General features: G+C 69.7%; 14 protein-coding genes. 8 read left to right on the top strand and 6 right to left on the bottom strand.

From position 1 onward, the window contains the following. Positions 1–60: 60 nt before the first annotated feature. The 3 genes from ACTWPV_RS24835 to ACTWPV_RS24825 all read left to right on the top strand — a co-directional run bounded on the left by ACTWPV_RS24835 (position 61) and on the right by ACTWPV_RS24825 (position 1,916). Positions 61–522 (top strand): ATP-binding protein, encoded by a 462-nt coding sequence (locus ACTWPV_RS24835; protein WP_443153626.1) that lies wholly within the window; start codon positions 61–63, stop codon positions 520–522. 74 nt (positions 523–596) lie between these two features. After that, positions 597–1,496 (top strand): dihydropteroate synthase, encoded by a 900-nt coding sequence (gene folP / locus ACTWPV_RS24830; protein WP_443153625.1) that lies wholly within the window; start codon positions 597–599, stop codon positions 1,494–1,496. A 12-nt stretch (positions 1,497–1,508) separates the two neighbouring features. Further along, complete coding sequence (locus tag ACTWPV_RS24825) at positions 1,509–1,916, top strand: DnaJ family domain-containing protein (protein WP_347647948.1); 408 nt, start codon at positions 1,509–1,511, stop codon at positions 1,914–1,916. A 101-nt stretch (positions 1,917–2,017) separates the two neighbouring features. Here the strand turns inward: ACTWPV_RS24825 and ACTWPV_RS24820 are convergent, their stop codons facing one another. Then, positions 2,018–4,372, bottom strand: coding sequence for a glycoside hydrolase family 6 protein (locus ACTWPV_RS24820; protein WP_443153624.1), 2,355 nt, complete (start codon positions 4,370–4,372; stop codon positions 2,018–2,020). Between the two features lie 318 nt (positions 4,373–4,690). Here ACTWPV_RS24820 and ACTWPV_RS24815 point away from each other — a divergent pair, with 318 nt between their 5' ends. Both ACTWPV_RS24815 and ACTWPV_RS24810 read left to right on the top strand, forming a co-directional pair. Beyond that, positions 4,691–7,588, top strand: a complete 2,898-nt coding sequence (locus ACTWPV_RS24815) for a glycoside hydrolase family 48 protein (RefSeq protein WP_443153623.1) — start codon at positions 4,691–4,693, stop codon at positions 7,586–7,588. Beyond that, complete coding sequence (locus tag ACTWPV_RS24810) at positions 7,531–10,089, top strand: glycoside hydrolase family 9 protein (RefSeq protein ID WP_443153723.1); 2,559 nt, start codon at positions 7,531–7,533, stop codon at positions 10,087–10,089. Before ACTWPV_RS24815 ends, ACTWPV_RS24810 begins: the two co-directional genes overlap by 58 nt. Positions 10,090–10,236: 147 nt before the next feature. Here the strand turns inward: ACTWPV_RS24810 and ACTWPV_RS24805 are convergent, their stop codons facing one another. From ACTWPV_RS24805 to ACTWPV_RS24785, 5 genes are all read right to left on the bottom strand, one after another. Then, a complete protein-coding gene (locus ACTWPV_RS24805; RefSeq protein WP_443153622.1) occupies positions 10,237–10,758 on the bottom strand; it encodes a hypothetical protein in 522 nt (173 codons plus the stop codon). Further along, positions 10,755–11,822 (bottom strand): lytic polysaccharide monooxygenase auxiliary activity family 9 protein, encoded by a 1,068-nt coding sequence (locus tag ACTWPV_RS24800; RefSeq protein ID WP_443153621.1) that lies wholly within the window; start codon positions 11,820–11,822, stop codon positions 10,755–10,757. The genes ACTWPV_RS24805 and ACTWPV_RS24800 overlap by 4 nt, the downstream gene beginning before the upstream one ends. Before the next feature lie 332 nt (positions 11,823–12,154). Further along, complete coding sequence (locus ACTWPV_RS24795; protein WP_443153620.1) at positions 12,155–13,375, bottom strand: serine/threonine-protein kinase; 1,221 nt, start codon at positions 13,373–13,375, stop codon at positions 12,155–12,157. Positions 13,376–13,385: 10 nt separating this feature from the next. Next, a complete protein-coding gene (locus ACTWPV_RS24790) occupies positions 13,386–14,357 on the bottom strand; it encodes a LacI family DNA-binding transcriptional regulator (protein WP_347647943.1) in 972 nt (323 codons plus the stop codon). 203 nt (positions 14,358–14,560) lie between these two features. Beyond that, the gene (locus ACTWPV_RS24785; RefSeq protein ID WP_443153619.1) at positions 14,561–16,708 is read right to left on the bottom strand and encodes a transglycosylase domain-containing protein; all 2,148 of its coding nucleotides are present in this window, start codon (positions 16,706–16,708) and stop codon (positions 14,561–14,563) included. Between the two features lie 319 nt (positions 16,709–17,027). On the opposite strand from ACTWPV_RS24785, the gene ACTWPV_RS24780 reads away from it, so the two are divergent. The 3 genes from ACTWPV_RS24780 (at position 17,028) to ACTWPV_RS24770 (ending at position 19,743) form a co-directional block, all read left to right on the top strand. Beyond that, positions 17,028–18,239 (top strand): hypothetical protein, encoded by a 1,212-nt coding sequence (locus ACTWPV_RS24780; RefSeq protein ID WP_443153618.1) that lies wholly within the window; start codon positions 17,028–17,030, stop codon positions 18,237–18,239. Beyond that, entirely contained in the window at positions 18,236–19,243 is a 1,008-nt protein-coding gene (locus ACTWPV_RS24775; protein WP_443153617.1) for a hypothetical protein, read from the top strand. Before ACTWPV_RS24780 ends, ACTWPV_RS24775 begins: the two co-directional genes overlap by 4 nt. Before the next feature lie 62 nt (positions 19,244–19,305). Continuing rightward, complete coding sequence (locus tag ACTWPV_RS24770) at positions 19,306–19,743, top strand: STAS domain-containing protein (RefSeq protein WP_443153616.1); 438 nt, start codon at positions 19,306–19,308, stop codon at positions 19,741–19,743. The last annotated feature ends 27 nt before the right edge of the window (positions 19,744–19,770 follow it).

Raw genomic sequence — 19,770 nt, 5'->3', positions numbered from 1 at the left:
GAAACGTCGTGCCCCCCGTCACTTTGCGCGTCGGCGACCAGGCGAGGTGGGAGGCCTGCCATGCGCACCCTGTTGACCCAGCCCTTCACGCTCGACGACGTGCCCGAGCTGCGCCGGTCGGTGGCCCGCTGCGCGGAGCACTCGGGGCTGAGCGGCTCCCGGCTGGCGGACTTCGTGCTGGCCGTGCATGAGAGCGTGGTCAACGCCGTCGAGCACGCGGGCGGGCACGGGCACCTCAGGCTGTGGACGGTCGACGGGTTCATCCGCGCGGAAACCACCGACAGGGGTACGGGCATCCCCGACCGCTACGTCGACGGCCACCGCCTGCCGGCGGACTTCTCCGCCACGGGCAGGGGGATCTTCCTGATCCGCGAGCTGTGCGACGCGGCCGACTTCCGTACCGGCCCGCGCGGCACCACCGTCCTGCTCACGATGCGGTTAAGGCCGCGGGTTCGCGGAGCCATGGAGCGGATCCGGATCACGGTCTCCGACCGGTCGTGGTCCGGCCGCTCCAGCGCCTGACCACGTGGTGATCCCGGGCCGTCTGACCTGGCGGAGGGCCGGGTAGGCTCGGGGAGACGGAAAGGGACCACCACGTGAGCGCCGACACACCCAAGCTCGGGATCATCTCCCCGGTCCGGCGCATCGGGCGGCGGGAGTTCGACTTCGAGCGCCAGGTCGCCATCATGGCCATCGTCAACAGGACACCCAACTCCTTTCACGACCGGGGCCGCACCTACGCGCTCGACCGCGCCGTCGCGGCGGCGCGCAAGGCCGTCGCGGACGGGGCCGACTGGGTCGACGTCGGCGGGTTCGCCTTCAGCGCCGACCAGGAGCAGATCCCGGCCGAGGAGGAGATCGAGCGGGTCGTCCCCGTGATCGCCCAGGTCAGGGCCGTCACCGACGCCGTGATATCCGTCGACACGCACAGGGCGCAGGTGGCGCGGGCGGCCATCAAGGCCGGCGCCGACGTCATCAACGACACCAACGGCCTGCGCGAGCCGGGCATCGCGGAGACCGCGGCGGCGACCGGCGCCAGCGTGGTGGTCACCCACAGCCTCGGCGGGCCCGGCCGGCGGATCGTCCGGCCCAGCTACGCCGACGTCGTCACGGAGGTGGCCGATTTCCTGCGCGAGCGGGTCGAGTTCGCGCTGAAAGCGGGCATTCCGGCCGACCGGATCATCATCGATCCCGGTCACGACCTGAACAAGAACACCTACCACTCGCTGGAGCTCACGCGCAGGCTCGGCGAGATCACCTCGATGGGCTACCCCACGCTGGTGGCGCTGTCCAACAAGGACTTCATCGGCGAGACCCTCGACCGCCCGCAGGGCGAGCGCACCGAGGGCACGATCGCGGCCAACGTCGTCGCGATCCTCAAGGGAGCCCGCATCTTGCGCGTGCACGACGTGGCCGCGACGGTCGCGTCCGTACGCATGACCGAGGCCGTGCTCGGCTGGCGCGGCCCGATCGCCCCCGCCCACAACCTGACGTGAGGAGACTCGTACGTGACCGAGCGCAAGCCGCCGGGGATGCCTTACGAGAGCTGGATCGACCGGCAGATCCGTGAGGCGGAGGCGCGCGGCGAGTTCGACGACCTGCCCGGCAAGGGCAAGCCGCTGCCCGGCCTCGACCGGGATCCCGGCGACATGTGGTGGATCAAGCAGAAGGTGGAGAGCGAGGGCCTGTCGATGCCCCTGCCGCCGACGCTGGCGCTGCGCAAGGACGCCGAGCAGGCGCTGGCCGAGGCACGAGGAGCGCGCACCGAGGCCGAGGCCAGGAGCATCGTCGAGGACGTCAACGGCCGCATCCGCGAGGCGATCAGGACGGGGCTGTCGGGCCCACCGCTCAACCTGATGCCCTACGACGTCGACGAGATCGTGTCCGAGTGGCGCAGGGCACGCGGTGTGACCTGAACGGGTGACGATCAAGGGCCCGGGCGCACTCGCGTGCGCCCGGGCCCCGTCAGGCGGGCGGAGGGATCCGGGTCAGGCGGGTCCCACCGGCCTGCCAGGCATCAGTTGATCGGCGGGTAGGCGTTGGCCAGCAGTTCGCGGAACTGCGCCGAGAACCACTGACCCGAGATCGGCGCGTCCGGCAGCGCGCCCGACATGTTGTTGCCGTTGAGGTCGTTGCCGGGGTAGGCCGGGTCGCACATCGGGTCGAACTTCTTGCCCTGGTCGTTGTCGATCTCTTCGCTGGAGCCGTCGGACTCGCCAGGAGGCTTGATCCAGACGTAGGCGTCCAGGCCGCTCGCCGGGCTGGCGGTCGGCCGCGCGCCCATGCCGGCGCCGCTCTGGTTGCACCAGTTGCCGGCGTGGATGCGCCGGTCGGCCCGCGACTCCTCGACGAACTGGTTGACGTCGGTCGAGGAGCTCGGGCCGCTCGGGCGGTCGGAGCCGCCCCAGCCGTTGCGCGAGGTGTCGATCAGCATGCCGAGGCCGCTCCTGAACCCCTTGGCGATCAGGCGGTCGCGCAGGTCACGGGCGAAGGTGAGCTCGTCGATGTAGTAGTTCCAGTCCACCCAGTCCGACTGGCGGACGGAGGTGCCGTTCACGGTCGTGTTGATGGTGAAGTGGGGTTCCGTGGTGATCGAGTAGTTGGCGGTGTTGACGATGAAGCCGTCCACGCTGTCCACGCCGGCCTCGGTGCCCGCGACGGTCTCGTGGAACAGGTCGACCGCGGGCTGGAAGTTCGAGTCCCAGCCCAGCCAGGCGTGGTGGGCGGCGTCGACGTAGGTGTAGACGTTGGAGATGGCGTGCAGCTGGTCGAGCGCGTAGCGGACGCCGTCGCGGTAGCCGCCGGGGCCGTTCGCCTCGCGGCAGTCCTCGAAGCTGTCGATGTTGGTGACCAGGTTCGGCAGCGAGTCGGGCTCGATGATCGTGACGATGCGCAGGCCGGCGTACTGCGGGTCGTCGAGGATGTCGGCGATCGGGTTGATGTACTCGTTCTTGTAGCGGTTGAACCCGTCCTCCGAGATGCGCAGCTCGCCGTTGGAGGCCAGCGCCGAGCAGTCGCGGTTGGGCAGGTTGTAGATGACGACCTGGATGGTCAGCGGCGCGGAGCCGTTGGCGGCGTCCTGGCTGACGGCCTCGTCGAGATGCTCGCGCAGGCTCATGGCGTCGGCGGAGCCGCCGATGGCGGCGATCCTGTCCATCCACACGGCGGTCGAGATGTCGGCCACCGCGGATCCGCCGGGCTCGGCCGCGGCCTTGGCCGACCAGTTGGGGTTCACGTAGCCGGTGGCGCCGGTGTACGGGTTCTCGACGTGCGGGCCGGGCTCGTTGCCGCCGTCGTCGTCGGCCTCGGTGGCGGTGACCGTCCTCGAGGTCAGGCCGGTGGAGGCGACGGTGAAGGTGCGGGTGCCGTTGGCGGTGTCGGAGTCCTGGGCCCCGGCCAGGGTCACGGTCTGCGGGGTGTTCCAGTTCGAGGTGGTGAACGTGCGGCTGGCGCCGGAGGAGACGGTCAGGTCGGCGTCGCCGCTGCCCGCCGTCGAGGTGACGGTCACGCTCGACGAGGGTTGCTCGGCCAGGCGCACCGTGTACGTGCCGGTGGAGCCCTCGGGTACGGTCACCGACGTCGGCGAGACGATGATCGACTGCTCCGTGGTGGCGTCGTCGTCGACCTCGGTCGCGGCGACCGTGGCGCCGGTGACGCCGGTGCCGGTGACGCTGAAGGACGCCGTGCCCGCCGTGGTGTCGCTGTCCTGGGCCGCGGCCAGGGTCACGGTCTGCGGCGTGTCCCAGTTGGACGGGGTGAAGGTCAGCGAGCCGCCCGAGCTCACGCTCAGGTCGGCGTCACCGTTGGTGCGGGTGGTGGTGACGGTCACGTTGGAGCTGGGGGCCGCGGAGAGCCGGGCCGTGAACGTGGCCGTGCCGCCCTCGTCCACGGCGACCGCGCTGGACGAGGTGACCACCGACGGGTTGGCCGGGGTCGTGTCGCCGCAGGTGGTGCCGTTGACGCTGAACGACGTCGGGTCGGGGTTGCTGCCCGACCAGGTGCCGTTGTAGCCGACGGAGATGGACGCGCCACCGGCCAGGCTGCCGTTGTAGGACATGTTGGTGCCGGTGACGCGGGTGCCGGACTGGCTCCAGCTGGCGCCCCACCCGCTCGGGGTGTACTTCTGGCCCGTGGTCGGATAGTCGAACGCCAGCGTCCACGAACTGAGCGCGTCGCCGGTGTTCTTCAGCGTGATGTTCGCGGTGAAACCGCCCTGACCAGGGCTGCTCGTCCACGAATTGGCAGAGTAGGTCACGTCGCAGGCGACCGCGGCGTTCGCGGCCGTGCTCTGGCCGACGGCGAGTCCTAACGCCGCGACGCTCACGGCGGTCATGGTCACGGCCCATTTGCGGAGGCCGCGTTGGAGTCTCACGAGCGATCATCTCCAGTGCTAGGTGGCTGGGAGCGCTCCCATGGTGAGCCGGACTCGCAGCCGTGTACAGAGGGCCGCTTCCGCCAGCCTCATTGCCGCCCCGCATGCTCGCCGAATACCATGGAATGAGGATGAAACTTTCATCCCGGGCAGCCTGGTGAGAGGAAACACGGGGGTTACCCGGAAGCCATTCCGTTGACATACGCGGGGGTGCATCCACAATCCATCGTGGGAGCGCTCCCACACCCCTACTCCCATGGAGACCCCGTGAAGTACAGACCTCCTCTCATCCTGACGCGCTTATCGAGGCGACTGGCCGTGGCCACGACCCTCGTCCTCGTGGCGAGCGCGACCGCGGCCGTGGCCGCCGCACCCGCCCAGGCGGCCGTGGCCTGTGACGTCACCTACACGGCCAACCAGTGGACGAGCAGCCCTGGCCAGGGCGGTTTCACCGCGAACATCACGTTGAAGAACACCGGCGACGCGCTCAGCTCGTGGACGCTGGCGTTCGACTATCCGACCACGGGCCAGAAGTACACCCCGAGCGGGTGGGGCGCCCAATGGAGCCAGTCCGGCACCCGCGTCACCGGCACCAACATGTCCTACAACGGCAACCTGGCCGGCGGCGCCTCCGTCTCCGTCGGCTTCAACGGCACCTGGACGGGCAGCAACCCCGACCCGACGTCGTTCACCGTCAACGGCACCACCTGCGGCGGCGAGGGCTCCAACGCGGCTCCCACCGTGTCGCTGACCTCCCCCTCGGCCGGCCAGACCTACACCGCCCCGGCGAGCGTGGCCATCGCGGCCAACGCGGCCGACTCCGACGGCACGATCTCGAAGGTCGACTTCTACCAGGGCTCCACCCTGCTCGGCACCGACACCTCGGCGCCGTACGCCTACAACTGGACCGGCGTGGCGGCCGGCAGCTATTCGATCACCGCCAGGGCCACCGACAACGGCGGTGCGACCACGACCTCGTCGCCCGTCGGGATCACGGTCTCGCAGAACACCGGGCCCGCCCTCGTCGTCAGCCCCACCAGCCTGTCCGTGCCCGAGGGCGGCACCGCGAGCTTCGGCGTGAAACTGTCGCAGGCGCCCTCGTCCAACGTGAGCGTCTCCGTCGCCCGCGCGAGCGGCGACGCCGACCTCACCGTCTCCAGCGGCGCCACCAGGACGTTCACGCCGTCCAACTGGAACACCGAGCAGAACGTCACGCTGGCCGCGGCCGACGACTCCGACACGACGAGCGGCTCAGCGGTCTTCCGGGTCAGCGCCACCGGCTACGACCCCGTCGACGTCACCGCCAACGAGGCGGACGACGACGTCGGCGGCGGCAACGAGTACGTCCAGCGCTTCGTCGAGCTCTACAACGAGCTCCACGACCCGGACAACGGCTACTTCTCTCCCGAAGGGGTGCCGTACCACTCGATCGAGACGTTCATGGTCGAGGCGCCGGACCACGGGCACGAGACCACGTCCGAGGCCTACAGCTACTACCTGTGGCTCGAGGCGGTCTACGGGCAGGTCACCGGCGACTGGTCGAAGTTCAACGACGCGTGGACCTCGCTGGAGACGTACATCATCCCGTCCACGGAGGACCAGCCGACGAACTCCTTCTACGACCCGTCCAAGCCGGCCACGTACGCGGCCGAGCACCTGGAGATCAGCAACTACCCGACCGCGATGGAGACCGGCGTCACCGTGGGCACCGACCCGCTGGCCAACGAGCTGCAGAGCGCGTACGGCACCCGCGACATCTACGGCATGCACTGGCTGCTCGACGTCGACAACACCTACGGCTTCGGCCGCTGCGGCGACGGCACGACCAGGCCCGCCTATATCAACACCTACCAGCGCGGCCCGGAGGAGTCGGTCTTCGAGACGATCCCGCAGCCGTCCTGCGACACGTTCGAGCACGGCGGGCCGAACGGCTACCTGGACCTGTTCATCGAGGACAGCGCCTACGCCAAGCAGTGGAAGTACACCAACGCCCCCGACGCCGACGCGCGGGCCGTGCAGGCGGCGTACTGGGCGCTGACCTGGGCCAAGGAGCAGGACAAGGAGTCGGAGATCTCCGCGACGGTGGCCAAGGCCGCCAAGATGGGCGACTACCTGCGCTACGCGATGTACGACAAGTACTTCAAGCAGCCCGGCTGCGGCAGTCCCTCGTGCCCGGCGGGCTCCGGCAAGAACTCCGCCGCGTACCTGCTGAACTGGTATTACGCCTGGGGCGGCGCGACCGACTCCAGCGCGGGATGGGCCTGGCGCATCGGCTCCAGCCACAACCACGCCGGCTACCAGAACCCGTTCGCGGCCTGGGCGCTGGCCAACGTGGCCGAGCTCAAGCCGAAGAGCGCGACCGGCTCCTCGGACTGGAGCACCAGCCTGACCCGCCAGCTGCAGTTCTACACCTGGCTGCAGTCGGACGAGGGCGCGATCGCCGGCGGCGCGACCAACAGCTGGGAGGGCCACTACGGCACCCGGCCGAGCGACCTGCCGAAGTTCCACGGCATGACCTACGACTGGCAGCCGGTCTACCACGACCCGCCGTCGAACCAGTGGTTCGGCTTCCAGGCGTGGACGATGGAGCGGGTGGCCGAGCTCTACAACGTCACCGGCAACGCCGACGCCAAGGAGCTGCTCGACAAGTGGGTGGAGTGGGCGCTCGACAACACCACGGTCAGCGCCGACGGCAGCTACGAGATCCCGTCGACGCTGCGGTGGAGCGGCGCGCCCGCGGGTGACTTCTCCGCCACGTCCGGCATGCCGCCGGCCAACCCGGACCTGCACGTGACCGTCCTGGACCACACGCAGGACGTGGGCGTCGCCGGTTCGTACGCCAAGGTGCTGATGTACTACGCGGCCAGGGCGAACCACGCCGAGGCGCGTGACACGGCCAAGGCGCTGCTCGACGGCGTCTGGGCGAACCGCGACGAGGCGGGCGTGTCCGTTCCGGAGACCAAGGCCGACTACCGCCGCGTCACCGACCCGGTGTACGTGCCGCCGGGCTGGAGCGGCGAGATGCCCAACGGCGACCCGATCAACGAGGACTCCACGTTCCTGTCGATCAGGTCCTTCTACGAGGACGACCCCGACTGGCCGAAGGTCGAGGCCTTCCTGAACGGCGGGGAGGCGCCGGTCTTCAACTACCACCGGTTCTGGGCGCAGGTGGACGTCGCCGTCGCGCTCGCCGAGTACGGGCGGCTCTTCCCGTGAGGAGGACGACTCTGATAGCGGCGGTGTCGCTGGTCCTGCCCCTGGTGACAGGGGTGGGGCCGGCGGCCCGTGCCGCCGAGCCCGCCTTCGCCTACGGCGAGGCGCTGCAGAAGTCCCTGTGGTTCTACGAGGCCCAGCAGTCGGGCGAGCTGCCCGACTGGAACCGCGTCTCCTGGCGCGGTGACTCGGCCGTGGACGACGGTGACGACGTGGGGACGGATCTCACGGGCGGCTGGTACGACGCGGGTGACCACGTCAAGTTCGGCTTCCCGATGGCGTTCTCCGCCACCATGCTGGCCTGGGGCGCGGTCGAGTACCGCGACGCCTACGCGGACTCCGGCCAGCTCTCCCACCTGCTGAACAACCTCAAGTTCGTCAACGACTACTTCATCAAGGCCCACCCGTCGCCGAACGTGCTCTACGGGCAGGTCGGCAACGGCGGCACGGACCACGCGTGGTGGGGTCCGGCCGAGGCGATGGGGATGGAGCGGCCGGCGTACAAGATCGATGCTTCGTGCGGCGGGTCGGATCTGGCGGGGGAGACGGCGGCGGCGATGGCGGCCTCCTCCATCGTCTTCCGCCCGACAAATCCGGAATATGCCGACACGCTGGTGACGCACGCCGAACAGCTGTACTCCTTCGCCGACACGGTCAGGAAGAAGTACACCGAGTGCATCACCGACGCCTCCAGCTACTACAACTCCTGGAGCGGCTACAACGACGAGCTGGTGTGGGGCGCGATCTGGCTCTACCGGGCCACGGACGACGCCTCCTACCTGGCCAAGGCCGAGGCCGGCTACGACAACCTCGGCAACGAGCCGCAGACCAGCACCAAGTCGTACAAGTGGACGATTGCCTGGGACGACAAGTCCTACGGCGCGTACGTGCTGCTGCACAAGCTCACCGGCAAGCAGCGCTACCTCGACGACGCCAACCGCTGGCTCGACTGGTGGACGGTCGGCGTCCACGGGTCGAAGGTGGCCTACTCGCCCGGCGGCCAGGCCGTGCTCGACCGGTGGGGCTCGCTGAGGTACGCGGCCAACACGGCGTTCGCGGCGCTCGTGCACAGCGACTCGATCACGGACGCGACCCGCAAGGCCCGCTACCACGACTTCGCGGTCAGCCAGATCGACTACGCCCTCGGCGACAACCCGCGGGACTCCTCGTACGTGATCGGCTTCGGAGACAACCCCCCGCGGAACCCGCACCACCGCACGGCGCACGGCTCGTGGACCGACCAGATCACCAACCCCGAGCAGACCCGCCACACGCTGTACGGGGCGCTCGTCGGCGGCCCGCCCGACCCGAACGACGCCTACACCGACGAGCGGGACGACTACGTCATGAACGAGGTCGCCACCGACTACAACGCCGGCTTCACCAGCGCGCTGGCCCGGCTCTACCAGGAGTACGGGGGCGCTCCCGCGGCGAACTTCCCGCAGGAGGAGACCCCGGACGGGCCCGAGATCTTCGTCGAGGCCGGCGTGAACGCGTCGGGCTCGACCTTCACGGAGATCAAGGCCATCGTCCGTAACCAGTCGGCCTGGCCCGCCAGGGTGCTGTCCGACGGCTCGTTCCGCTACTACTTCACCCTCGACGGCTCGACGACGGCCTCGCAGATCAGCGTGTCGTCGGCCTACACGCAGTGCGCGGCGCCCACGCTTCACCCCACGGGCGGCACCACGTACTACGTGCGCATCGACTGCTCGGGCGAGGACATCGCCCCGGCAGGACAGTCGCAGCACCGCAGGGAGGTGCAGTTCAGGATCTCCAGCGCGGGCACGTGGGATTCGGCCAACGACTGGTCGTACCAGGGCATCCCCACCACGCCCGGCACGACGCCGGAGAGAACCGAACGCATCGCCCTCTACAGCGGCGACTCCAAGATCTGGGGTGAGCCCCCGGGTCCGGACGTGGAGGACGACACTGCGCCCAGCAAGCCCGGCACGCCCGCGGTCTCCGCGATCACGGGTTCGAGCGCCAGGCTCGGCTGGACGTCCTCCACGGACAACGTGGGAGTGGCCGGCTATGACGTCTACCTGGGGTCCACCAAGGTAGGCACGGCCACGACCACGTCCTACGACCTGACCGGGCTCACCCCTTCCACCGAATACACCGCCCACGTGGTGGCCAGGGACGCGGCGGGCAACACCTCGCCGCCGTCGGACGCCACGGCGTTCACCACCTCCGACACGCCCGCGCCCACTGACGGGTGCGCGGCGGAGTTCGAGGTGACGAACGCGTGGGGCGGCGCGTACCAGGCAGAGGTGACGGTGCGCAACGGCGGCACGGAGGCGATCGGCGGCTGGACGGTCGCCTGGACGTCGCAGAGCTCGATCACGCAGCTCTGGGGCGGCAGGCACACGGTCTCCGGCTCCGCCGTCACGGTCGCGAACGAGGCGTGGAACGGCTCGCTCGCCCCCGGCGCCACCACCACGTTCGGCTTCATCGCGAACGGCACGCCGGCCACGCCCGACCCGATCACCTGCACCGCCACCTGACCCCGGGTCGAACCCGTCGGCCCCCGGCTGCGTATGAGGAGGTGAGGCGAAGCAACACTCCTGCCTTGTGACACATCCCGCCCGGATGGGACGGACGCGGCCCGATACCTCCAGTCGGCGCCGCGTCCGTTCGTGTCCTTCACCGGTTCATCTGGCTGTGGTGGCCTGCGCGAAGCGCTGCTTGGCCGCCTCGATGGCGGAGTCGTCCGAGAAGTCCGCGAACGCCTCCTCGTGGTAGCGCGGGGGGATGAGCCGCCTGACCCGCTCCGGATAACCCGCGCCCGCCTCCGGCACCTTGACGAGGGGCGGGATGCCGAGGCGTACGGCGATGGGCCCCGAGGCGCGCACGGAGACCGGCCATTCGCTGCTCTCGCCGGTGATGGCACACAGGTGACGGGCGTAGACCCACTTCACCTCGACGAGGGAGGACGCGCCGGCCGGTTCGGTTCCGAATGGCTCCACGGCGCACACGACGTCCGACTCGAAGTTGTGGCCGTGTGCATGGTGCTCGCCGGTCGACGCCCGTTCCAGGATCATGGTCACCTGGGCGGCGAGCTCCTCGTTCAGCTGGGCGGAGGGCTGCCTGCCCGCGAAGAACATCACCCCGGCCAGGGTCAGGCCGGCCAGGGTGACGCTCGCCGCGACAAGCCCGCGACGCGTTCTGATCACGAGCTGGTGCAGCTCAGGGTGGGTGCTGGGTTGGGGATGGAGCCGGTCGCGTTGAAGCCGAACGAGGTGGTCGCGTTCGGCGCGAGCTGGCCGTTGTAGGAGGCGTTCTTGACGGTCACGTTGGGCGGTTGCCCGGACAGGACGCCGTTCCACGGCGAGCCGTCGAAGGCCTGGCCGCCGCTGTAGGTCCAGGAGACCGTCCAGCCGTTCAGCGCGCTGTCGCCCGTGTTGCGCACGGTCACCTCACCCTGGAAGTGGCCGGCCCAGCCGTTGTCGGTGGCCTTCCACGTCGCGGTGCAGCCGCTGTCGCCGGGCGGCGGGTCGGTCGGCGTGACCGTGGGGTCGGGGTCGGGGTCCGTGCCGCCGCCGGGGCCGACTCCGGTCACTTCGCCGTTGCCGCCGTCGAAGACGACGTCGGAGCAGCTGTAGAAGTTCTCGTTGCTGTCCGAGCGGATCCAGTGGGTGAAGATGATGTGCCGCCCGCTCTTGCCGGACGGGAGCTGGGCGTTCCAGTAGTAGTAGCCGAGCCCGCCGGGGCCGCCGTTCTTGGGCGGGTTGGTGACGGTGCCGAACGGCTCGAGGTCGGACCACTTGAGCGGGCCGTTGGGGTTCCAGCCGTTCTTGGTGATGTAGTAGTCGAAGTCGCCCGGGTGCTCGGCCCAGTTGCTGTGCCGCATCTGGATGTTGGCGCCCGCGGTCAAGTGGGTGAGCGGCCAGTCGTCGCGGACCGCGTTGTAGGCCGAGAAGTCGTAGGGCCCGCCGGTGCCTCCGCTGCAGATCTGCCCGTCGGGGATGAATCCGGAGGTCCGGCCCGCGCCGTCGGAGCGCAGCACGGCGAACCAGTTGTACAGAGGGGTCGTGCCGCTCTGCGCGACCGCGTCGGCGCAGGCGGGGTTGTAGGGCTGAATCTGGCCGTTGTCCCGGAGGCCGTCCTGCCAGCACAGGAACGTGCGGCTGCCGGGGAACATCGTCACGCCGTGGGCCTGTGCCGGTGAGGGCACCATCAGGACACTCGTGATCAGGACCATGACGGCGGTGATCGCCGCCGACTTGAAGAACTTCATGGGGGAATTCCCTTGCGCTGACGACAGAGGAAGACCTGCCCATGACCAGCCCGCCCGGCCAGCGCATTGAATCACGGGTCCGGCCGATCCGACAACGCGCCGTGAAACTTTCAACCGATCTTGGTCATGGTTCCGCTGCTCGCCGCCGCCCGGGTGCTTGCCGCACATCGGTGCCGCCGGGAGGCTGCCATATTGGGAGCGCTCCCAGTACACTTCGTCACCAGACAGGACGGGGGCACATGCCATCAGGCTCGCGCGGCCGTGCTTTGCGAGGGGTGCGGCCGCGCGTTGGAGGGGTACGGCTGGTGCTGCCGTACCCCTCATCAACGCCGTCAGTTCGGGCCGAGTGCGGCCTCGATGTCGTCGAGCCTGGCCTCCAGCTCGCTCAGGCAGGCCGGCGCCAGCCGGCCCTCCCGCAGGCGGTCGGAGAGCTTGCCGCGCAGGCGCTCGGTCCCGCTCGACGCCGCGGGGCCGTGCGGCGCGACGAGGCCGTTCAGCACCTGGTTGAGGTCGAGCACGACGTCGGCGTCCGTCGCGCCGCACGGCGTCCTGTCCTCGAGCGTGGTCCTGAAGCCGGCCACCGCCTGCTCGACGGTGATCGCCGCGGACGGCGAGCTCTCGACCAGCGGCGACGCGGGGGACGGCCGCGGCTGCGCGGCCTGTTCGGGCATGTGGAGCTCCGACTGCTGGAACCAGAGCAGGATCGACAGCGCGATCGTCGCGGAGCCCGCGACCGTGAGCGCGCGCCTGACGTGCCGGCCCAGGGTGGCCGCGCCCAGCGCGCCGGTCAGCGCGGAGACGATCTCCGCCGCGCCCGGCCGCTCCTCCGGCCGGTGCGCGAGGCAGCGCTGGCACAGCGTGGCGACGGCGTAGGGCACGCCGGGCACCCGGGGAGGCGGCGCCGTCCTCCTGGCCGCCTCGATCTCCTCCCACGTCGTCTCCGGGTACGGGGTGCGCCCGGTGAGCATGGTGTGCAGCAGCACGCCCAGGGCGTACACGTCGACCGCGGGATGGGTGGGCGCTCCGCGCAGCCGCTCGGGGGCGACGTAGGGAGGGGTGCCGCGGTCGTCGTCGGGGTCGCCCGCCCAGGCCGCGATGCCGAAGTCGAGCAGCTTCGGGCCGTCGGCGGTGAGCAGCACGTTCTCGGCCGTGACGTCCCTGTGGACCAGGCCGCGGGCGTGCCCGGCCATCAGCACCCTGGCCAGCCGCAGCGCGATCGCGGCGGCCTCGGTCCACGGCAGCGGGCCCTGCTCGACGCGCTCGGCCAGCGGCGTGCCGTCGAGCAGCGGCATCACCACGAACGCCGCGACGCCCCCGCCTGTGGTGACGGTCTCGCCGTAGTCGTAGATCTCGATGGAGTCGGGGTGGATGAACCTGGCCGCGGCGCGTGCCTCGCTCCGTACGCTGACGCGCTCGCCGTGGTCGGCGTGGAGCGACGAGGTGAGCACCTTGACCGCGACCATCCGGTGCAGGGACTGGTCGAAGGCGCGCCAGATGACCGACATGCCCCCGCGGGCCAGCGGATCCAGCAGCAGATACCGGCGGGCCAGCACATCCCCAGGCTCAAGCCGACTCACGGACGACCAGTTCCGTGGGGAGAACGGGGTCGATGCCCGCGGCGCCCGTCAGGAGCAGCCGGGTGGCGACCGTGGCGAGCTCCTCGACGGGCTGGCGGACGGTGGTCAGCGTGGGGACGGTGTGCCTGGCGACAGGGGCGTCGTCGAATCCGATCACCGCCACGTCGGTCGGCACCTTGCGCCCGGCCCTGCGCAGCGCCTGGATCGCGCCCGCCGCCATCAGGTCGGAGGCCACGAAGACGGCGTCGAGGCCCGGGGCGTGGCGTAACAACCACTGCATGGCGTGGGTGCCGGAGGCGGCGGTGAAGTCGCCGTAGGCCACGGGCACGTCGGGTGCGCCCGCCGCCTGCAGGGTACGCACCAGGCCGTCTAATCGGTCGCGCGCGGCAGGTAATGAGGGCGGCCCGCCGATGGCGGCGACGTTGCGGCGGCCGGTCAGCAGGAAGTGCTCCGCCGCCTGGCGGCCGCCGTCGATGTTGTCGACGTCGACGTAAGGGAGTTTGAGGTCGTGGGGCGGGCGGCCGATGTTGCGCACCGGGATGCCCGCGGTGGACAACTTGATCGCCAGGGGGTGGCGCTCTCTCGCGCCCACGATGAGCACCGCGCCGGACAGGGCGGGCAGCGTGGACGACGTGGGGGTGACGGTGGTCACCATGAGATGGGTGCCGTGTTCGGCGATCACGCTGCCGGCCGCGGACAGGAGCCTGGCGTAGTAGGGTTCGGAGAAAAGCCGGGGAAGGTGGTCACAGATCACCGCTGTGACACCGTCGGCCATGGTTTTGGCGGCCGTTCCCCGTGGTGCGCGTTGCCGTACGTAGCCCATTCGGGAGACGGCGTCGTAGACTTGGCGGCGGGTCGAAGTGCTGACCCGCACCGAGCCGGTGAGGACTCGTGATGCGGTCGCGGGGGAAACCCCTGCAGCGGCCGCCACCTGTGCCAGTGTGGGCTGCTCGGTCATGGAGCACCTCGCGGAAAGATCCTGGGAGCGCTCCCACGTTACCAATGTTTCGCCGCTGTTAATAGGGCCTTTGCAAGGAGTGCGTCCTGCTGTACGGACGCGCTCCGGATTGATCGGCCAGGCATGCCGGTAGCCGTGGAAGCCTCCCGGGCCGCCGGATTTCCGACGGCCCGTTCAGGCATTTACGGCCCCTCCCTATGGGGTCACCCGAGGCCGACGTCCGCGTCGTCCAGCTCCGGATCGGTGACATCGTCGCCGGAGTCCGGCTCCGACCGGTCGGACCGCGAGGGCTGGCAGCTCGAGCCGCAACCGCCGAAACGCGAGGTGTTCATCGGCTGGAACTCGGTCTCCGGCACGCCCTTCAGCGCCAGGAGCATGGTGTCCTTCCAGATCGGCCCGGGGATCGAGGCCCCGAAGACCGAGCTGTAGTAGCGGCCGCCGATGGTGACGCCGTTGAGCTTGTGCTTCTGCGCGCCCCGCGTGTCACCGATGCTGACCGCCCCCGCCAGATCGGGGGTGAACCCGGCGAACCAGGCGGCGGCCTGGTCGTCCGTGGTGCCGGTCTTACCGCCCGCCGGGCGGCCGATGCCGCCGACGCCGCGCATCGTGCCCTTGGTGAAGACCCCCTCCAGGATGTACGACGCGGCGTCCGCGACCTCTGGATCCAACGCCTGCTTGCACTCGGGCTTGTACGTCTTCGTCTTGCCGTACCGGTCGGTGATCTTGCTGATGGCCATGGGCTTGCAGTATTTGCCCCGGGCGCCGATCGCCGCGTAGGCGGTGGCCACGGTCACCGGGTCCATCTCGTTGGTGCCGAGCGTGAACGTCTCGAACTCCGTCAGCGGCAGCCCGTCGGAGCGCTTGATGCCCAGCGACTTGGCCGTCTTGACCGTGTCGCACAGCCCGACCTTCTGCTCCAGCGCCACGAAGAAGGTGTTCACCGAGCCCCAGGTGCCGGTGGCCAGCGACTTGAAGCCGCCGCCGCCCCCCTCGGCGTTGGTGACGGTGTGGGAGGGGTCGCCGATGTTCTCGCCCTTGCAGTTCTTGAACGAGGAGTAGTAGGGCGCGCGGTAACCGCTGCCGGTGGAGACCCCGTCGTGGATCTTCATGCCCTCCTTGAGGGCGGTGAGCAGCGTGAAGACCTTGAACGTCGAGCCCGCCTGGAAGCCGGTGCCGCCGCCGTGCACCGCGTCGGCGACCACGTTGTACGACATCTCGTTCTTGCGCTTGTTGTCGCCGTACTTGCGGCTTGCGGCCATCGCCTTGATCGCGCCCGTGCCCGGCTCCACCAGGGCTTCGGAGGCGACCGCCTTGTCCGACGCGTGCACGTGCTTCCTGATGGCCCGGTCGGCGGCCTTCTGCATCTTCGGGTCGAGCGTCGTCTGGATCGTCAGGCCGCCCCGGTTGAGGAACTGGGTCCTGGCCTTCTTCGTCGCACCGAAGATCTTGTTGCTGAGGATCTCGTTGCGCACGTACATGCAGAAGTAGGGGTAGGCGCTGGCCCCGCAGCCGCCGGGCAGCGGCTGGCCCTTGTCGAAGCCGAGCTTCTCGGCCTTGGCCTCCTTGGCCTGCGCGGGCGTGATCTTGCCCAGCTCGGCCATCCTGTCGAGCACCACGTTGCGCCGGTGCAGCAGCCGCTCGCGCTGTTCCCTGCCGAGGTTGGGGTCGGTCGCGTTGGGGTCCTGCACCGCGCCGGCCAGGGTGGCGGACTGCACCAGGTTCAGGCTGGTCGCGTCGACTCCGAAGAAGCGCTTGGCCGCCGCCTCGACTCCGTAGGCGCCGGCCCCGAAGTAGGCGATGTTGAGATATTTCTCGAGGATCTGGTCCTTGGTGTACTTCTCCTCGACCGCCATCGCGTAGCGCAGCTCCCTGAGCTTGCGCGCGTAGCTGGCCTCGAGCGCCGCGTTCTTCTCCTTCTCGGTGGTCGCCGAGTTGAGCAGCACCTGCTTGACGTACTGCTGGGTGATGGACGAGCCGCCCTGGGCGATGCCGCCGGAGCTGAGGTTCTTGGCCAGGGCGCGCAGGGTGCCCTCGATGTCGATCGCGCCGTGCTCGTAGAAGCGGAAGTCCTCGATCGAGATGATGGCCGTCTTCATGATCTCGGCTACGTCGGCGAGCTTGACGTTCTCGCGATATTCCTCGTAGAACTGCGCGATCTGGTTGCCCTTGGCGTCGAGCACCGTCGTCTTCTCCGCGAGCGGGGGCTCCTTGAGCTCCTCGGGCTTGATGCCGAGCTCCTCCGATGCCGAGACGAACATCGCTCCCGTGCCTCCGACCGCCGGCAGCGCGATGGCCGCGGTCACCACACCTGCAGCCACCGCCGCACCGGTCAGGCGCGCGATACTCGACATACGGGACATGCTGGTAATACCTCCCCCTCTTGGCATTCGGGTGCATCCTAAACCCAGCCATGACGTGTTCTCTGTAAAAACTTGGACCCTGTGAGACGGGAGTTTGTTCGGGCGGCGCGGCCGGTTTTCCCGTGTTTGTAGGTATATCTGACGTTCGTGCTGCATGGGGCCCCTGTGCGGGCTGTGGCGATCTTTCTCCTCGCGATCGGCCGATTTCCCCCAGCCGAGGGCAAAGAAGCGTGTTGTCTGGCGGGTCCCGTGCCACCCGTCTGGCAACGTCGGCCAGGGCGTTTCCTGCTGGCCTTGGTGGAGGAGTCTTATGCGTGGTGTCGGACATAGCGCGGACTTCGACCGTCTGCTCTCGGCCGCCAGGTCATATTGGGGCGACACTCCCGGCGGCGACGGCTGCGTCGTGGCGGAGGCGTACGACGACGACATCCGGGTCGTGACGCGCACGCTGCTGGTCGCGAGGGCCGTGTGCGACCTGATCCCGGCGCGGCTGGTCGTGCTGACCGGCCCCGAGTGGCGGCGCCTCGCGGAGGCGTTCGGCGCCGCCGGCGACGTCCAGCCGGAGCTGCCACCCCTCGCGCTCGTCACCAGCCGCGCCGACCGCTCGGTGACCAGGGAGATCCCGGTCGTGCACGTCCACGGCACCGGCTCGCTGAAGGCGTACACGTTGTTCCCCGACCAGGGCCCGTGCTCCTTCTTCGACGAGCTGCCCGCCAGGGTCGGCGCGTTCTTCGAGCGGCACGTGTGGCCGCACAGGAAGACGATCAGGCCCGGGGCCGAGCGGGTCGCGTGGCGGGCGAAGAGCGGATACCAGCTCCGTACGGACACCGAGCGCCGCCAGCTCCGCTACTACGGCTGCTCCCGCCTGGGCATCGACGCCGACCGGCCGACGATCGCCGTGTTCGGCCACACCCCGGGACAGGACACCGAGCTGTACGACGCGACGGCGGAGTTCGCCGCGTCCGACGAGTCCGCGAACTGGCTGTTCCTCGACCCCGTCGCGAACGGCCATTCCCGGATGAAATGTGTGACCGGCGCCCTGTCCACCAACATGCTGTGGAGCGTGACGGACGTGGGCGTCACCTTCAGGGACAGCGACCTGCCCGCCTTCGGCATCCCCGTCATCCAGGCAGGCTGGTCGGAGGGCAGCGCCTGCGGCGCCACCTATCTGGCCCGCTCGCCCGCGGACCATCGCGGCCTGCTGGAGGAGGCCATCGGCAGGCACGCCAAGGGCGAGTCGTTCCTCGGCCCCGAGCAGCGCGAGCGCGCCCGCCTGTGGCTCTGGCTGCGCCGCTGCGGCTCCGACGTCCCCACCCAGCTCCTGCCGCACTGGGAGCACGGCACTGAGGACTACGCCCGAGCCCTCGCCGTCAACCTCCGGTACGTCGAGCGCGACGGCGACCCCCTCTACCGTGCCGTCGCCCGCATGTGGGATCGGCGCGAGCCCGTGCTCACCCGATTCGACTTCCACGACCCGGCAGCGCTGGCCACCACCATCACCCCCGAGAGGAGCATCCGATGACCAGCAGCACAGGATCCGACACCGACACCGACCTCGACCAGGTGATCCTGCCTGCGATACCACCCGTGCACCTGCTCAGCGGGCAGGTCCCCTCGCTTCAGGTGACCGACCGGCTGCACAGGGGCAGCCACATCGTCGGCAGATTCGAGACCTCGGGGTTGGCCGGTTTCAAGGTGGCCGCGCAGGGACGCCCGCTGCGGGTACTGCTGACGCTGTCGGCCGACGACCGGTCGGTGAGCGGCTGGCACACAGGAAAACCCGTGCCAGGCGGCCCGCTCACGCGGCTCGTGCAGATCCGCTCCCAGGGGCGGCTGCGCCAGTGCCTCCTGCTGAAAGGCCGGCGGTCGCACGCCAAGGTGGCCTTCGACCTCGCGGCCGAGGAGATCCCCGACGACGGCCTCGTCTGCATCGAGGCGCTCGACATCATGGAGGGCGACGGCATCGGCGAGGAGGTGCGCCGCATCGTGTCCGGGCGCGTCGCCCCCGACGGGGTGGCCGGCGTGCGCCTCGACAAGGTCGTGCTGGACGAGCCGCCGGAGGTGGACTTCGACCCGGACACGCTCGACGGCTTCCGCTGCGAGCTGTCGACGCTGATCAGCGCCGGCGGGCTGGCCAACCTCAACCGCCAGGGCGTACGCGTGCTGCGGTCGGGCATGTTCGTCGTCAACCCCGTGCTGAAGGACACCTTCGGCGGGACCGGCCGCATCACCCTGAGGCTCGGCACCAAGGCCGAGCCGGCCAGCCTCATCCCCGCGTCGTGGCGGCGGGTGAACAGCGAGCTGCGCTGGCTGCGGCACGCCACCAAGAAGCTGCTCGGCTCGGCGGCGCCCAGGGTGGATCGGGTGCTCAGCGTCAGGGACGGCGAGGCGGTCGAGTTCGAGCAGCGGCCCTGCGGCAACGTGACGGAGCTGGAGCTGGCCAGCCCGACGACCTCGCCGCTGCTGGTCTTCGTCGCCTCCGGACGCGGCGTGCTGACGACCCTGGAGTCAGGCGTCTCGCACTGACCGGATCAATGGAAAATGTCAGATCTTCCGTGAAAACGCCGTGCTGAGGGCAGTCTGTATGGATGACCGAGCGTGGATTGCGAATCGAAGCCACACGATACGTGCACTGCACGGTCATACGCGCCGGCGGTGAGCTCGACCACGAGGGCAGGGTCAGGTTCAGCGCCTGCATCACGTCCGTGTGGGACTGGTCGCAGGGGCCCGTGCTCGTGCTCGACCTGCACGACCTGGACTTCTACGACTCGTCGGTCATCGGGGTGCTCGCGATGGCCATGCAGCGGATGGAGGAGGAGCGCAGCGGCGGCCGGATCATCCTCGTCCAGCCGGACCAGCACCTGCTGTCGGTGCTGCGGCTGACGGACCTGCTGTCGCACGTGGAACTGGCCGACAGCGTCGATCAGGTCGTGGCGGAGCTGATGGTGCAGGCGCAGGACGGGTCGCCAGGGCGGGCCTCACCACGCGTGATCACCAGGGACGCCGGGCGAGACGATCGCCGCTGAGCGGCTTCGCGCGGACGGCGGAGCCCG

This window comes from Nonomuraea sp. KM88, assembly GCF_052245635.1.
Taxonomy (GTDB): domain Bacteria; phylum Actinomycetota; class Actinomycetes; order Streptosporangiales; family Streptosporangiaceae; genus Nonomuraea.
Note: the sequence above shows the minus strand (reverse complement) of the source record. Positions and strands in the feature narration are given on the sequence as shown.